This window comes from Bacteroides caecigallinarum (assembly GCF_021530995.1).
GTDB lineage: Bacteria > Bacteroidota > Bacteroidia > Bacteroidales > Bacteroidaceae > Phocaeicola > Phocaeicola faecigallinarum.
Map to the genome: position 1 here is coordinate 1 of NZ_JADYTF010000392.1, position 201 is coordinate 201.

1 rRNA gene is annotated in these 201 nt (G+C 50.2%); it reads right to left on the minus strand.

From position 1 onward, the window contains the following. Nucleotides 1-201: ribosomal RNA gene (locus tag I6E24_RS17170) — 16S ribosomal RNA — on the minus strand; the annotation flags it as partial.

The window sequence follows — 201 nt, forward strand, 5'->3', positions numbered from 1 at the left end:
TTTCGCTTGGCCGCTGACCGTATATCGCCAACAGCGAGTATTCATCGTTTACCGTGTGGACTACCAGGGTATCTAATCCTGTTTGATACCCACACTTTCGAGCATCAACGTCAGTTACGCTCCAGCAAGCTGCCTTCGCAATCGGAGTTCTTCGTGATATCTAAGCATTTCACCGCTACACCACGAATTCCGCCTGCCTCT